This window comes from Streptomyces sp. NBC_01546, assembly GCF_045208355.1.
Lineage (GTDB): Bacteria > Actinomycetota > Actinomycetes > Streptomycetales > Streptomycetaceae > Streptomyces.
The window spans coordinates 5,981,057-5,994,594 of record NZ_CP109379.1; the positions used below are offsets into that span (position 1 = coordinate 5,981,057).

Consider the following 13,538-nt stretch of genomic DNA (forward strand, 5'->3'; position numbering starts at 1 on the left):
CCCACGGGTAACAAGGAGCAACACCCCCACCAGGTTTCGATCCGAACACCGGACCCCTACGAGCGACAGTGCGAGAGTGAAACCATGACCCAGGACGCATCGCACCAGCCCTACGGAACCCCCGAAGTACCCCGCGTCGCCGTCCGCGGCGAAGCCCGCATCGAAGTCGACCCCGAAATCGCCCGCATCGGCATCACCGTCAGCGCCCGCGGCACCGACCGACGCACCGCCCTCGAAGACCTCACCAGCCGCAACAACGCCGTCCTCGACCTCATCAAGAGCTACGGCGACCCCGTCGAAAAACTCGAAACCGGCTCCTTCTCCATCACCCCCGAACTCACCCGCCACGGCCGCGCCGAACGCATCCGCGCCTACCACGGCCGCGTCCACATCACCGCCGAACTCAACGACTTCACCACCCTCGGCGAACTCACCACCCGCCTCGCCGACCTCGAACTCACCCAGGTCGACGGCCCCTGGTGGGCCCTGCGCCCCACCTCACCCGCCCACGGCCAAGCCCGCCGCCAAGCCGTACTCGAAGCCGTCCAACGCGCCCGCGAATACGCCGAAGCCCTCGGCGCCCGCCTCGCCGCCCTCGTCGAACTCGCCGACCTCGGAGCCGAGAACGCCGCCCCCTTCCCCTCCGCAACCGGCGGCGGAATGCGCACCATGGCCTTCAGCGCCGCCGAAGACGCCGGCGCCCCGCCCCTCGACCTCGAACCCCAGCGCCAGACCGTCTACGCCCAGGTGAACGCCCGCTTCACCATGACCCCGCCCCAGCTCTGAAAAACAGGCCCCGAAGCGCACCCGGGGGTGCTCATCAGAGCACCCCCATGCACATTCAACAATTGTCAACAAGCTTTTGCTCAACGGTTGTTGAGTGGACACCAGGAACCAATTTCCTACTCCCTGGTAGGGGAATACGCTCGCCCCATGCGCCGAGCGAAAATCGTATGTACCCTGGGCCCCGCCACCGACTCATACGACCAGATCAAAGCCCTGGTCGAAGCCGGAATGGACATCGCCCGCCTCAACCTCAGCCACGGCACCTACGCCGAACACGAGGAGCGCTACCAGCGCGTACGCAAAGCCTCCGACGAAACCGGCCGCAGCGTCGGCATCCTCGCCGACCTTCAAGGCCCGAAGATCCGCCTCGGCCGATTCCGCGAAGGCCCCGTACTCCTTGAACGCGGCGACGAGTTCACCATCACCATCGAAGACCACCCAGGCGACCGCCACACCTGCAGCACCACCTACAAAGGCCTCGCCACCGACGTCACCACCGGCGAACGCATCCTCGTCGACGACGGCCGCGTCACCCTCGAAGTCACCGCAATCGACGGCCCCCACGTCCGCACCCTCGTCATCGAAGGCGGCATGGTCTCCGACCACAAGGGACTCAACCTCCCCGGCGTCGCCGTCTCCGTCCCCGCCCTCTCCGAAAAAGACATCGACGACCTCCGCTGGGCCCTGCGCACCGGCGCCGACGTCATCGCCCTCTCCTTCGTCCGCAGCGGCCACGACATCCAAGACGTCCACCGCATCATGGACGAAGAAGGCCGACGCCTCCCCGTCATCGCCAAGATCGAAAAGCCCCAAGCCGTCGAAAACATCGACGACATCGTCGCCGCCTTCGACGGCATCATGGTCGCCCGCGGCGACCTCGGCGTCGAAATGCCCCTCGAACAAGTCCCCATCGTCCAAAAGCGCGCCGTCAAACTCGCCAAGCGCAACGCCAAGCCCGTCATCGTCGCCACCCAGATGCTCGACTCGATGATCGACAACTCCCGCCCCACCCGCGCCGAAGCCTCCGACGTCGCCAACGCCGTCATCGACGGCACCGACGCCGTCATGCTCTCCGGCGAAACCAGCGTCGGCAAATACCCCGTCGAAACCGTCCGGACCATGTCCCGCATCGTCGAAGCGGCAGAGGAAGACATCCTCGCCAAGGGCCTCCCGCCCCTCACCGAACGCAGCAAACCCCGCACCCAAGGCGGAGCCGTCGCCCGCGCAGCCGCCGAAATGGGCGACTTCCTCGACGCCAAATTCCTCGTCGCCTTCACCCAGAGCGGAGACACCGTCCGCCGACTCTCCCGCTACCGCTCACCCATCCCCCTCCTCGCCTTCACCCCCGACCCCGCCACCCGCTCCCAGCTCAACCTCACCTGGGGCGTCGAAACCTTCCTCGGCCCCCACGTCGACTCCACCGACGCCATGGTCGCCCAAGTCGAAGAAGAACTCCTGCGCATCGGCCGCTGCGTCCCCGGCGACACCGTCGTCATCACCGCCGGCTCACCCCCCGGCGTCACCGGATCCACCAACCTCGTCCGCGTCCACCGCATCGGCGACGCAGTCCGCTGACCGACACCACGCACCGCGTCGGGCCCTCATCGCCCGACGCGGACACCGGCCTACCAGCCGAAACGCCGATCCACCACAGCGGCGAACTCCTCGAACGTCAACACCGCATCCCCGTTCGCATCAGCCGCATCGAACAAAGCCGACGACGCATCCACGTCCCCCACGGCCCAGAACGGCAAATCACCTTGGGCGGCAAGCGTCGGCCCCTTCGACCGCAGCGCATTGATCACCTCGAACCGCGTCAGCTGACCGTCCGCGTTCAGATCGAGCGCGTCAAACAGCTTGCGAGCCTTCTCACTCATCACAGGGTCCCCATTTCGTATGCCTTGACCTCAAGCCGACTCTAGGTCCTACGGTCGCAGCATGACGATCAAGGACTACCCCCAGGACCAGCTCGCCGCCCAGCCCATCGGCTACTGGAGCCGCGAAGCCGCCACCCTCGTCATAGGCGGCCTCCGCGCAGCCCTAGCCGAGGAGAACCTCACCCAGCCCCACTGGTGGACCCTCAACCACATCGCCGGCACCCCCGGCACCTGGACCCGCACCGCCCTCACCGCGAAGCTGACCCCGTTCGACGACCAGAACACCGACTTCGAGACCGTGTATGCGGACCTCGCAGCCCGTGGCTGGCTCACCGAGACCGACGACCGCCTGACGCTCACGGAATCGGGTGAGGCGGGCCGCCTCCGCGCCCACGCCCGCAACGCCAAGGTCCACGCCCGTATGCGGGAGGGCATCGACGACGCGACGTACGCCGCCACCATCGACACCCTCCGCCGCCTGGTAGCCAACCTGGGCGGGGACGGCGACCTCCCCTAATACTTCGGCCCGATGTGGGCGTCCATCAGCGCCACGGAGTCCTTCCGCGCGATGGAGACGTTGAACGGGTCGCTGCCCCGGGCCAGGACCGTCCACTGGACGCCGACCTTGGTGAGGGTGTCGGTACAGAGCTTCCGGATGTCGTCCGACTTGTTGGTGAAGAAGTACCGGGGGTACTCGTAGCGCTTCTTCACCCCGCCGACCATCCGGGTGGTCCAGTTGGTGACCCGACACCCGTCGGAGTGGATCAGCCCCCGGATGAACTCCCACGGGTGAGCGTCGACGATCTCCTGCTGCCAGTCCTCGAGCACGATCCGCCGCTCGTGCTTCTTGCCGGGCCCGTGCTGCGGGAACAGGCAAGTCCAGTGGCGCGTGTAGGACTTGACCTCGACGCACCCCTGTCTGCGTACGCGGCCTACCTTGGGCAGGGGCATGACGACGTGCATCGCTTCCTCGGCGGCGTCGATGAGCCCTGGCCAGGACGCGTCGCAGAAGATGGACAGGTGGTGCTGCTTGTGCTTCGAGATGATGTGCCCGTCGCCGAGGTAAAGGCCCAGGAGATAGGCGTACGTCCGCTCATCGAATTCCCGGCCCGTGCACTTCGGGCAGTCGGTCGGCCGCTCGTACGCTTCGGCCCGGTGCTTTCGGTCCTGGTGCCGCCACCAGCCGACGGTGCCCCGGGGGATGCCGAAGTGTTCGGCCACCGTCCGGTTGGTCACGCCTCGGCGTAACAGCAGGACCGCTTGTTCGCGTATCGAAGGATTGTGCTCCACAGCCGCGAGCTTCGCCGCTAATCGTCCGGTTGGCCGCAAATCGAAGGTGCGTTCACCGTGACGAGTGAAGATCGCGAAATTTGCTTGGCGACCTTGGAAATGAAGGAGAAGTACCCCGGGTCGGATTCGAACCGACGCTGAATGGGTTTTGAATCCATTGCCTCTACCGCTGGGCTACCGGGGCCCCTTTGAAACGAAGGATACCGAAGACCCTCCGTGTCACAAACATACAGGAGCTCGGTAGGCTCGGGGGAGCAGTAACGCCCCGTATCAAGGAGCCCTCAAGTGACCGCCTCGCACGAGTCGACGCCCACGCCCGACGCCGACCAGTCGCACGTTCCGCCGCTGACGACCCGCGTCGTCATCGCCGAGGACGAGGCGCTCATCCGTCTCGACCTGAAGGAGATGCTCGAGGAGGAGGGGTACTCCGTCGTCGGTGAGGCCGGGGACGGGCAGGCGGCCGTGGAGCTTGCCCGCGAGCACCGCCCGGACCTCGTCATCCTCGACGTGAAGATGCCGGTCCTGGACGGGATCTCCGCCGCCGAGAAGATCGCGGAGGAGTCCATCGCCCCCGTGCTGATGCTCACCGCGTTCTCGCAGCGCGACCTCGTCGAGCGGGCCCGTGACGCCGGGGCCATGGCGTACCTCGTGAAGCCGTTCAGCAAGAGCGACGTGGTGCCGGCCATCGAGATGGCCGTTTCCCGGTTCGCCGAGCTGAAGGCGCTGGAGAAGGAGGTCGCGGACCTCTCGCTCCGGCTGGAGACCCGCAAGCTCGTCGACCGGGCCAAGAGCATCCTGCAGACCCAGTACGGGCTCTCCGAGCCGGCCGCCTTCCGGTGGATCCAGAAGACCTCCATGGACCGCCGCATGTCCATGCAGCAGGTCGCCGAGGCGGTCATCGAGGACGCCGAGGAGAAGAAGCAGAACGCCGCCAACGGCTGACGAATTCTGCTGTGCGCGGCGGGTCGAGGCCCGCACCGGCGGGCCTCGAGTGCCGGTCGGCAGCCTGGGATCATGACCTCTGACGTGACGGAATGGATCACCACGCCCATCGAGCCGCTGCTGCGCGGCGCCCTCGAGGTGGAGCGCACTGAGTACGGCCTGCTGCCGCACCGGATGCCGGCCCGGGCGCGGAAGCAGCACCCGGCCGCACAGTTGGCCACGGTGGAGGCGCAGCCGTCCGGTGTGCGGCTGGTGTTCCGTACCGGGGCGACCGCCATCGAGCTGGACACGATGCCGACGAAGATCGTGTTCGAGGGTGGTCAGGACAGCCCGGACGGGGTGTACGACCTGGTGGTGGACGGTGGGCTGGCGGGCCAGGCGACTGTGGCCGGTGGCCATGAGTTCCGCTTCAACATGCTGACCCTGAAATCCTCAACGCATTCCGGCGAGCCGGGTACGGCCCGTTTCGCCGGGTTGGCGGCCGGGGTGAAGGACGTCGAGATCTGGCTGCCGCACAACGAGCGCACGGAGCTGATCGCTCTGCGTACGGATGCTCCGGTGGAGGTTGCGCCGGAGAGCGGCCGCCGGGTGTGGCTGCATCACGGCAGTTCGCTCAGTCAGGGTTCCAACGCGGAAAGCCCGTCGGGGACTTGGCCGGCGGTGGCGGCGGCTGCGGGCGGTGTGGAGCTGGTCAATCTGGGGCTGGGCGGCAATGCCCTTCTCGATCCCTTCACCGCGCGTGCGATGCGGGACACCCCGGCGGACGTGATCAGCGTCAAGATCGGCATCGCCCTCGTCAACACCGATGTGATGCGGCTGCGTGCCTTCGCCCCGGCCGTTCACGGGTTCTTGGACACGATCCGGGAGGGGCACCCGGACACGCCGTTGCTGGTGATCTCTCCGGTGCTGTGTCCGATGCACGAGGACACGCCGGGTCCGACTGCGCCGGACCCCGACGGGAACGTGATGCGGTACCGGGCGACGGGTGACGAGGCGGAGGTCGCGGCCGGGAAGCTGACGCTGAGGGTGATCAGGGACGAGCTGGCCCGGATCACGGAGCAGCGGGCGGCCGAGGACCCGAACCTGTACTACTTGGACGGTCTTTCGCTGTACGGCGAGAAGGAGTTCGCCGAGCTTCCGTTGCCGGACCGGCTGCACCCGGATGCGGCGGGTCACCGTCTTATCGGTGAGCGTTTCGCGGAGCAGGTCTTCGGTGCCGGGGGTGCGTTCGCGGCGGGTGTCTGATCCTGGACGTGCGTGAGGCCCGCCTCCCCCCGAGGGGAGGCGGGCCTCACACGTGTGTGATCAGTCCTCGCCGAGGTAGGCCTTGCGGACGTCCTCGTTGTGGAGGAGTTCCTGGCCGGTGCCGGAGAGCACGATCTTGCCGATTTCCATCACGTGCGCCGTGTCGGCGAGCGAGAGGGCGGCCTGGGCGTTCTGCTCGACCAGGAGGATCGTGGTGCCGGTCGCCTTGAGTTCGGCGATCGTGGCCATGATCTTCTGCATCATCAGCGGGGAGAGGCCCATGGAGGGCTCGTCCAGCATGAGGAGCTTGGGCTGGCACATGAGGGCGCGGCCCATGGCGAGCATCTGCTGCTCTCCGCCCGAGAGGGTGCCGGCGGCCTGCTTGCGGCGCTCTCCCAGGATGGGGAAGAGGTCGTAGGCGCGCTGGATGTCCTTCTCGATGCCGTCCTTGTCGGTGCGCAGGAACGCGCCGAGCTGGAGGTTTTCGGCGATCGTCAGCCGGGGGAAGATGTGGCGTCCCTCGGGGGAGTGGGCCAGCTTCATGGAGACGATCTTGTGGGCGGGGACGCCGACGAGGGGTTTGCCGTCGAAGGTGATGCTGCCCGCGGTGGGCTTGAGGAGCCCGGAGAGGGTGCGAAGGGTGGTGGTCTTGCCGGCGCCGTTGGTGCCGACGAGGCAGACGATTTCGCCTTCGTTGACTTCGAAGGAGATGCCCTTGACGGCTTCGATCTTGCCGTAGGCGACCTTGAGGTCGTCGACCTTGAGCAGTGCGGTCACTTGGCCTCTCCTTCCGTGCTGGTGGTGCTGGTGGTGCTGGTGGTGCTGGTGGTGCTGTCCGCGTCGGCGTCGGCGTCGGCGTCTGCGTCGGCGTCCGCGTCGGTCTCGGCGTCCGAGTCCGCTGCTTCGGCTTCGGCTTCCGCGTGGGCTTCGGCGGCTTCGACCTCGGCGATTTCCTCGTCGCCGGGCGCGCCCTCGAAGGGGGTGCCGAGGTAGGCGGCGATGACGCGCTCGTCGCCCTGGACCTCTGCCGCCGTGCCCTCGATGAGCTTCTCGCCCTGGACGAGGCAGGCGACGCGGTCGCAGAGGTTGAAGATGAAGCGCATGTCGTGCTCGATGACGAGGACGGCGATGCCCATGTCGCGGATGGCGAAGATGAGTTCTTCGGCCGCGCGGGTTTCCTGCGGGTTCATGCCGGCGGTGGGCTCGTCCAGGAGGATGAGGCCGGGGTCGCTGGCAAGGGCGCGGGCGATTTCGAGCTTGCGCTGTTCGCCGTAGGGGAGGTTCTTCGCGAGGTGGCCGGCCTTGTGCTGGAGGCCGATGAACTCGAGGAGTTCCATGGCGCGCGCTTCGCTGGCGGCTTCGGCCTTCTTGAAGCCGGGGCCGCGCAGGATGGCGGACCAGAGGCCTTCCTTGGTGCGGGTGTGGCGTCCGACGAGGACGTTTTCCAGCACGGTCATGTTGTGGAAGAGCCGGATGTTCTGGAAGGTGCGGGCGACGCCTGCTGCGGTGACCTTGTGGGGTGTGGGCGGCAGGACGGTGCCCTTGTAGCTGACGCTTCCCTCGGTGGGGACGTACAGCCCGGTGAGGCAGTTGAAGAAGGTGGTCTTGCCGGCGCCGTTGGGGCCGATGAGGCCGACGATCTCGCCCGCGTTGACCTGGAGGTCGACGCCCTTGACGGCGGTGAGGCCGCCGAAGCGCATGGTGACGCCCTTGGCTTCGAGAACCGTGGTCTTGGTGGTGGTGTCCGTGGTGGTCGTCATGGTGTTCACGCCCCCGCCTTGGCGGTGGCCAGGTCCGTGGGGGCCTGGTCAGCGGTGTCGTCGTGGTACTCGAGCTGCGCCCGCTTGTTGGCGATGAGGCCTTCGGGGCGGAAGCGCATGAGCAGGATGAGGGCGATGCCGAAGGCGAGGAGCTGGTAGTCCTGGAGGAAGGCCAGTTTCGCCGGGATCAGGAAGAGCAGTGCGGCGCCGAGGATGGGGCCGCGGATGGTGCCCATGCCGCCGAGGATGACGGCGGCGAGGAGGAACGCGGAGTTCGGCGGGACGGGCCCGGCGAAGACGTAGTTCTCGGGGACGACCGTGCTGTTGACGTGTGCCTGGACGGTGCCGGCGAGGCCGGCGAGGGTGGCGCCGAGGGCGAAGGCGATGAGCTTGACCTTGAAGCCGTTGATGCCCATGGCTTCGGCGGCGGTCTCGTCTTCGCGGATGGCGACCCAGGCTCGGCCGATGCGGCTGTTGCCGGCTCGGGCGAAGATCAGGACGACCAGGGCCATGACGAGCAGCATCAGGAAGTAGTAGTTGGCGTAGGCGCCGAGGACGATGCCGCCGACCGTGTGGGACTCCCCGAAGTTCCACCCGAACAGGTCGAGGTGGGGGATGTTGGGGATGCCGTTGGGGCCGTTGGTGATGTCCGGGCCGGAGTCGCCGTCGAGGTTGCCCATGGCGATGCGGAAGATTTCTCCGAAGCCGAGGGTGACGATGGCGAGGTAGTCGCCGCGCAGGCGCAGGGTCGGTGCGCCGATGACCACGCCGAAGATGAGCGAGGCGAGTGCGCCGACGATGACCGCCGCCCAGAAGGGGAGGTGGATGCCGAAGGCGGAGGCGGTGCTGCCGGAGACCAGGGCCGCGGCGTAGGCGCCGACGCCGAGGAAGGCGACGTAGCCGAGGTCGAGGAGGCCGGCGAGGCCGACGACGACGTTGAGGCCGAGGGCGACGGTCGCGAAGATCAGGATGTTGACCGCGATGAGCGTGTAGGTGTCGCCGCTCTGCTGGATGAACGGGAAGGCGATCGCGGCGGCCGCGGTGCCGAGGAGCGTGACCTGGCGGTGCTTCGCGGTGAGGCTGCCGAGCCGGTCGAAGAGGCCGGCCTTGAGGAGGGCGAAGCCCGCGAAGCCGACGGTGAGCAGGTAGGTGACGAAGAGCTGCGGTTCCTTGTCATCGGTGTCGATGCCGAAGGTGATGACGTAGAGGCCGAGGGCGAAGACGCCGGTGATGATGAGGATCTCGGCCCAGGAGGGCAGCTGCTTGGCGGTGGCCGCCTTGTGGCTGTCGTCGGGGAGCTTGTACGCGGCGAGGGCCGGGATGAGCGAGCCGACGAGGGCGACGTAGGCGCCGGGTTCCAGGTGGGCGAAGCCGCCGAGGACCGCGGCGATGGCGATGACCGTGAACCAGGTGCCGGCGAGGGTGCCGAGCGCGAGGACCCAGACGGGCTTACGGGCGCCGGTGGGGGTGAGCCAGCGCAGGCCCTTGACGCCGAGCGCGGAGAGCGCGAAGGCGGCGGTGAGGAGTCCGGCGATGAGGCTGAGGGTCTGGATGGGCGCCGGGCTGCCGTAGTAGGTCAGGTCGCCGGGGAACTCGTCGGTCCAGGTCCAGGCGAGGAAGGCGCTGACGATGGTGAGGAGGCTGCCGCCGATGACCGCGTAGAGGAGTGCGGCGGGGGCGGGGCCCTGCTTGGCGACGGCGGTCTGCGGGGTGGTGTTGGTGGTCATGGTTCTCACGCCCGATCCGCGACGCGCTCGCCGAGCAGGCCTTGTGGCCGCACGAGGAGGACGACGATGAGGAGTACGAACGCCCAGACGTTGGACCAGGCTCCACCGCCGAGCTGCGACATGCCGGGGATCTCTTCGATGTAGGCGATCGAGAGGGCCTCGGCGAGGCCGAGGACGACGCCGCCGACCATGGCGCCGTAGATGTTGCCGATGCCGCCGAGGACGGCTGCGGTGAAGGCCTTCAGTCCGAGGATGAAGCCCATCTCGAAGTTGATCTGGCCCTTGTCGAGGCCGTAGGCGACGGCGGCGACGGCGGCGAACGCGGCACCGATGGCGAAGGCCATGACGATGATGCGGTCGGTGTTGATGCCCATGAGCTTCGCGGTGTCGGGGTCCTGCGCGGTGGCCTGCATGGCGCGGCCGCTGCGGCTCTTGGAGACGAAGACGCCGAGGGCGAGCATGCAGAGCGGGGCGAGGATGAGGACGAAGAGGTCCGCGCGCTGGATGGCCAGGCTGTCGGTGATCTTGAAGGCGGCGCCCTTGAACTCAGGGAAGCTGACGGCCTTCTTGGCGTCCGGGTAGAACTGCCAGACAAGCTGCTGGAGCGCGATCGAGAGGCCGATTGCGGTGATGAGCGGGGCGAGCCGGGGGGCGCTGCGCAGGGGGCGGTAGGCGAAGCGTTCGGCTGCGGTGGCGACGAGGACCGAGGCGAGTGCGCCTCCGACGATCATGACGGGTATCGCGATCAGCAGGGAGGTGCCGGTCGGGAGGATGGCGTAGGCGGTGAGCGCGCCGAAGCCGCCGATCATGAAGATCTCGCCGTGGGCGAAGTTGATGAGCTGGACGATGCCGTAGACCATGGTGTACCCGATGGCGATGAGGCCATAAAGGGCACCGAGGGCAAGGCCGTTGGCCAGCTGTTGCGGCAGTTCGTGCACCGCAGGGCCTCCGATGAGCGTGTCGGATAAGACTCCGCGCGAGGGCGCTGTTTGCGCCCTCGCGCGGCTGGTTTTTTGAGGGGGTCAGGCCGTCGGGACGGACCGGCCCGGGGTCCCGGCTAGCGGGACGTGGGGATTACTGGTTGAAGGTGTCGCTCTTGACGTCGATCCACTTGCCGCCCTCGACCTTGTAGACCGTGAGCTGCTTGTTGGTGGTGTCGCCGTACTGGTCGAAGGCGACCTTGCCGGTCACGCCCTCGAAGGAGACCTTGCCGAGAGCCTCGACGACCTTGGCGCGGGCGTCGTCCGGGAGCTTGCCGTTGTTGGCGGCGACAGCGGCCTTGACGGCCTGGATGACGGCCCAGCCGGCGTCGTAGGAGTAGCCACCGTAGGCGGCGTACGGGTCCTTGTAACCGGCGGCCTGGTAGTCGGCGATGAAGGTCTTGGCGGTGGGGAGCTTCTCGACCGGGTAGCCGATGGAGGTGGAGAGGTCGCCCTCGTTGGCCTCACCGGAGGCGCTGATGAACGCCGGGTCCTGGATGCCGTCGCCGCCCATGAGCGGGATGACGGCGCCGGTCTTCTTGATCTGGTCGGCGAGCAGGCCGCCCTCGGGGTACTGGCCGCCGAAGTAGACGGAGTCGGCGCCGGAGGACTTGACCTTGTCGGCGGTGGAGGAGAAGTCGGTCTCCTTCACGGTGACGTGGTCGGTGCCGACGACCTCGCCGCCGAGCTTCTTGAACTCGTCGGAGAAGATCGCGGCCAGGCCGGCGCCGTAGGTCTGCTTGTCGTCGACGACGAAGACCTTCTTCTTGCCGGCGTCCTTGAAGAGGTACTGGGCGGCGAACTTGCCCTGGACCACGTCGGTGGCGGCGGTGCGGAAGTAGGTGTCGAAGGGGCGCTTGAACTCGCCCTTGCCCCAGTTGTCGCCCTGGCTGAGCGAGGGGTTGGTGTTGGCGGGGGAGACCTGCGCCAGCTTGGCGGAGGCGAAGACGCCCTGCATCTGCTGGGCGACGCCGGAGTTCAGCGGGCCGACGACGCCGAGGACGTCCTTGTTGCCGACGAGCTTGGTGGCGTTGGCCTGACCGGAGGCGGGGACCGCCTGGTCGTCGAGGGCCTCGACCTTGAACTCGATTCCGGGGACCTCGTTGTTCTTGTTGGCCGTCTTGGCCGCGAGGTCAACCGAGTTCTTGATGCCCTGGCCAAGGGCGGAGAGCGAGCCGGTGAGGGGGGCGTCCACGCCGATGACGACGACGGTCTTCTTGCCGTCGGTCTTGTCCCCGGACTTCGCCTCGTCGCGCGATCCGCAGGCGGTGAGGGTCAGTGCTCCCGTGGTGATCACGGTGGTGAGGACGAGCAAAGAACGGTGTCGCACGATTCTTCCTTTCCCTGGCGCGGCTCCCTCTGTGAGGTGCCGTTCGGTCGCCGGGCCGCACTGGGAGTACAGCGGCCGTGCTGGTCGCGCCCAGCGGCGCGGTGACTGGCCGTGACTCTAGGCCCGAGGTGGTGAACACGGGGAGCGGAGAAAGGAGGATGTGACGCTCTTGTTATGCCAAGGCCAAGAATGCGTGGTGGGAGTGTGGACAAAACGGACGTTTTGCGACATGAGAGAACGTCCGCATCGTGAGAAATACCTGCTCCCCTAAGGGGCTTGAGGCCTCCATGCACCTGTCTTAGATCAAATTGCGCCAAATGTGGCTGCGTGTGTCCGGGAGAATTCACCAGGTGGTCATTCACAGGGGAAAAGGCGGGATTACATACGACGTGACCAATACGCAGAGTGATGTGCGAGGGTGGGCGAGGGTGATCCATTTCGCTCGGATGGATCTTGCCCTCGGCGTGAAAGTGCCTCTCACCTGCGGTTCGGCCCCGCGGTGCCGAGTGCCCGGAAGCCGGACAGCGCGCTCGGGAATGCGGTGACCTGGCTCACGCCGGGGGCCGCCAGTTCTCCGAGCTCCACGTCGCACCGTTCTGCTCGGCGCAGCGCTGGGCGACGAGCCGGTCGATCAGCTCAAGTGCCTTGCCCTGTCCGGCAGTTCGCTCCTCGACGCGGCCCGCGGCCACGGCTTCCTCGTGGATCGCGTACTGGTCGTTGGACAGCCCCTTCTGTTCCCAGTCCAGACCGGACCACTTGGTGCCCAGGAGGGTCTCCTTCGCCCAGTAGGACACGAGGCTGGTGCAGATCTGCGCGGGGGAGGAAGGGCTGGGTGCCGGGGTCTCGGTGCCGGCCGCGGGGGGTGGGGCGGAAGGCGAGCATCCGGTCAGGGCGAGCGCGGCCAGCAGGGTGGAGGCGGCGTACCGGACCGTGGAGCGTGGCAGGGTCCCCATGAGGGGAAGGTAGGCGGTCACCATCGGTGACACAACAGCGGCGGCCGGAATGGGCGCGGACTGGCGCATTCCGGTCGGGTTGGGGGCGGACGGGCGCAGGCCCGGACCTGCCGCGCGCGGGGCGGGGTCCGGGCCTGCGGAAGGTGCCCGTGTGCGGTGTGGTGCGGCCGGTTCAGGCTCCGGCAGCGGCCTGGTCGGCCTCGCGCAGCAGGCAGGTCAGGCGGGCGGTGCAGACGCGCCGCTCCTGCTCGTCGCTGATCACGATCTCGTAGGTGGTGGTGGAGCGGCCCCGGTGGACGGGGGTGGCGACTCCGGTGACCGTGCCGGAGCGCACGCCCCGGTGGTGGGTGCAGTTCAGGTCCACGCCGACGGCGATCTTGGTGATGCCGCCGTGCATCATGGCGCCGACGGAGCCGAGGGTCTCGGCGAGCACGGCGGAGGCCCCGCCGTGCAGCAGCCCGTACGGCTGGGTGTTGCCCTTGACCGGCATGGTGGCCACGACCCGCTCGGCCGAGGCCTCCAGGATCTTGATGTCCATCCGCTCGCCGAGGTCGCCCGCCGAGAACAGCGCGGGCAGGTCGATGCCCAGGGCCGCGTACTCGTCGAGGACCTCCTGCGGGAACTTCACTGCGTGCTGCTCGCCCATGG

The 13,538-nt window shown here is 67.7% G+C and carries 14 protein-coding genes and 1 tRNA gene; 5 read left to right on the top strand and 10 right to left on the bottom strand.

Features of this window, described 5'->3' with window-relative positions:
- Positions 1-84 precede the first annotated feature (84 nt).
- A complete protein-coding gene (locus OHA89_RS27375; RefSeq protein WP_257556787.1) occupies positions 85-786 on the top strand; it encodes an SIMPL domain-containing protein in 702 nt (233 codons plus the stop codon).
- A 147-nt stretch (positions 787-933) separates the two neighbouring features.
- Complete coding sequence (gene pyk, locus OHA89_RS27380) at positions 934-2,361, top strand: pyruvate kinase (protein WP_406367325.1); 1,428 nt, start codon at positions 934-936, stop codon at positions 2,359-2,361.
- Positions 2,362-2,411: 50 nt separating this feature from the next.
- Here the strand turns inward: pyk and OHA89_RS27385 are convergent, their stop codons facing one another.
- Positions 2,412-2,663: an EF-hand domain-containing protein gene (locus tag OHA89_RS27385; RefSeq protein WP_215149945.1), complete on the bottom strand. Its 252-nt coding sequence runs from the start codon at positions 2,661-2,663 to the stop codon at positions 2,412-2,414.
- Positions 2,664-2,724: 61 nt separating this feature from the next.
- Here OHA89_RS27385 and OHA89_RS27390 point away from each other — a divergent pair, with 61 nt between their 5' ends.
- The gene (locus tag OHA89_RS27390) at positions 2,725-3,180 is read left to right on the top strand and encodes a MarR family winged helix-turn-helix transcriptional regulator (RefSeq protein ID WP_406367326.1); all 456 of its coding nucleotides are present in this window, start codon (positions 2,725-2,727) and stop codon (positions 3,178-3,180) included.
- On the opposite strand, the gene OHA89_RS27395 is transcribed toward OHA89_RS27390, so the two are convergent.
- Together OHA89_RS27395 and OHA89_RS27400 are read right to left on the bottom strand one after the other, a co-directional pair.
- The gene (locus tag OHA89_RS27395; RefSeq protein ID WP_406367327.1) at positions 3,177-3,899 is read right to left on the bottom strand and encodes a helix-turn-helix domain-containing protein; all 723 of its coding nucleotides are present in this window, start codon (positions 3,897-3,899) and stop codon (positions 3,177-3,179) included. The genes OHA89_RS27390 and OHA89_RS27395 overlap by 4 nt on opposite strands.
- A gap of 165 nt (positions 3,900-4,064) precedes the next feature.
- Positions 4,065-4,137 (bottom strand) — tRNA-Leu (locus OHA89_RS27400).
- 101 nt (positions 4,138-4,238) lie between these two features.
- On the opposite strand from OHA89_RS27400, the gene OHA89_RS27405 reads away from it, so the two are divergent.
- A complete protein-coding gene (locus tag OHA89_RS27405) occupies positions 4,239-4,895 on the top strand; it encodes an ANTAR domain-containing response regulator (protein WP_215149942.1) in 657 nt (218 codons plus the stop codon).
- A gap of 72 nt (positions 4,896-4,967) precedes the next feature.
- On the top strand, positions 4,968-6,140 hold the full coding sequence (locus tag OHA89_RS27410; protein ID WP_406367328.1) for a GDSL-type esterase/lipase family protein: 1,173 nt from the start codon (positions 4,968-4,970) through the stop codon (positions 6,138-6,140).
- A gap of 60 nt (positions 6,141-6,200) precedes the next feature.
- Here the strand turns inward: OHA89_RS27410 and OHA89_RS27415 are convergent, their stop codons facing one another.
- From OHA89_RS27415 to OHA89_RS27445, 7 genes are all read right to left on the bottom strand, one after another.
- Positions 6,201-6,917: an ABC transporter ATP-binding protein gene (locus OHA89_RS27415; protein WP_257556792.1), complete on the bottom strand. Its 717-nt coding sequence runs from the start codon at positions 6,915-6,917 to the stop codon at positions 6,201-6,203.
- Positions 6,914-7,900 (bottom strand): ABC transporter ATP-binding protein, encoded by a 987-nt coding sequence (locus OHA89_RS27420; protein WP_406368608.1) that lies wholly within the window; start codon positions 7,898-7,900, stop codon positions 6,914-6,916. Before OHA89_RS27420 ends, OHA89_RS27415 begins: the two co-directional genes overlap by 4 nt.
- A 5-nt stretch (positions 7,901-7,905) precedes the next feature.
- Positions 7,906-9,627 carry a branched-chain amino acid ABC transporter permease gene (locus OHA89_RS27425; protein WP_406367329.1) on the bottom strand — a complete coding sequence of 574 codons (1,722 nt, stop codon included), beginning with the start codon at positions 9,625-9,627 and terminating at the stop codon, positions 7,906-7,908.
- A gap of 5 nt (positions 9,628-9,632) precedes the next feature.
- Positions 9,633-10,565 carry a branched-chain amino acid ABC transporter permease gene (locus tag OHA89_RS27430; protein ID WP_215149937.1) on the bottom strand — a complete coding sequence of 311 codons (933 nt, stop codon included), beginning with the start codon at positions 10,563-10,565 and terminating at the stop codon, positions 9,633-9,635.
- A 136-nt stretch (positions 10,566-10,701) separates the two neighbouring features.
- Positions 10,702-11,937: a branched-chain amino acid ABC transporter substrate-binding protein gene (locus OHA89_RS27435; protein ID WP_257556794.1), complete on the bottom strand. Its 1,236-nt coding sequence runs from the start codon at positions 11,935-11,937 to the stop codon at positions 10,702-10,704.
- Between the two features lie 551 nt (positions 11,938-12,488).
- On the bottom strand, positions 12,489-12,890 hold the full coding sequence (locus OHA89_RS27440) for a hypothetical protein (protein ID WP_266610344.1): 402 nt from the start codon (positions 12,888-12,890) through the stop codon (positions 12,489-12,491).
- Between the two features lie 172 nt (positions 12,891-13,062).
- A complete protein-coding gene (locus OHA89_RS27445; RefSeq protein ID WP_406367330.1) occupies positions 13,063-13,536 on the bottom strand; it encodes a hotdog fold thioesterase in 474 nt (157 codons plus the stop codon).
- Positions 13,537-13,538: the final 2 nt, after the last annotated feature.